Annotated in this window: 1 protein-coding gene and 1 pseudogene; one reads left to right on the top strand and one right to left on the bottom strand. The window is 43.9% G+C overall.

The window, feature by feature from the left end; genetic code table 11:
* Positions 1-128: pseudogene (locus KP814_RS32575) on the top strand (ISAs1 family transposase); the annotation flags it as partial.
* Positions 129-1,035: 907 nt separating this feature from the next.
* On the opposite strand, the gene KP814_RS32570 reads toward KP814_RS32575, so the two are convergent.
* Positions 1,036-1,234: hypothetical protein (locus KP814_RS32570; protein WP_216740678.1), on the bottom strand; the 199-nt coding region annotated here is incomplete at its 5' end.

The following is a 1,234-nucleotide window of genomic DNA, read 5'->3' as shown; positions in this document are numbered from 1 at the left end:
GACATATGGCGTTGAATTTATTGAAGAATGAGAAGACGGACAAAGGAGGTATAAAAACTAAGAGGCTACGAGCGGGCTGGGACCATGGTTACTTAAAAAAAGTGCTATCGGGTCTGGCTACTATGTAGCCACATAGTGCGATTTGCCTGGCGTCAAAAGTTATCGCATGACGAATGAGAGAGTTTGGCAGAGTCTAGTTAATTCCCTATCAGGTCTAGAAGGAACTTATCCTGTATCAATGATCTACGATACACAGTCGTACATGCCTGCGGTTGAAGAGTATTTAATTAATCTTCAAGTTGGCGAATATATTTAAAAAACGAAATTCTATTTAGATGTGTTTTGGGACGAATATATTAATCAAACCTACTCTGGATACTGAAGCACACTAACGACCACTCAGTAGTGGTGGTCGGGCTGGACAAGATGGTTGGGTGTATAAAATAACGCCATCACAAATCTCTACTGAGAAAGTTGGTTCTTGTACAAGCTTTGAAGTTAACCCATTTGATTTAGTTTCGAGGTATCTCTCAAAAGCAAAAAAGATCGTGCTTTCAGGTTTTGTAAATGAGTACATAAAGACAAAAGCCTAAAAAGTCTGTCAACAGGACATTTTTTGCTTAGCGCCACTTTACTGCAAAACTCCGCTGCACAAGAAATGCCTGCTACAGAGGCGTTAAGTGCACGTAGGTGGACTCAACAAATGTTGGCTACATCGTCCCTATCCAGCCATCTCCGAGAAAAAGTGGCTACGCTGATCTGCAACAACAGCATGCTCTGGAGTGCCAGTGGTAGCGTCGTTGTTTCGTGAGGATAAAAAGGTGACGGCCTACCCCTGAGATCTCAACCATCATCGCTTCTGAGGAGGGGCGTAATAGACACGCAGTCATTGATCACCAAATACCTTTTCCTGCGAGACAACAGCATCTGCATGTACTGCAGATAAAGCTCCTATCCGTACTGCTCACTCGGGGTCACATCATGCCAGTTTCCGGAGATGGCTAGGCAATCTTTCGGCTGGCTGAAATGCGCCTATCAGGTTGCTATACAGCTTAAATAGAGGAGGGTAGGAATGGTGCTAAAAAATGAGACATTGAGGCGATCAGGCGCTTTTGAGTATCGATAGTGAATTTGCGTTGGCACTTTGTTGACACATCCACTCATGACAATAAAAGAAGAAGGGCTGGTTTCTTTTACTTTTTTTGGGGGGGGAAGGGCTGGGGGTGTATTCAGC

It is taken from the genome of Hahella sp. HN01 (genome assembly GCF_018986435.1).
In the GTDB taxonomy this organism is placed as follows: Bacteria; Pseudomonadota; Gammaproteobacteria; order Pseudomonadales; family Oleiphilaceae; genus Hahella.
This window is presented reverse-complemented; position numbering and strand designations above follow the sequence as displayed.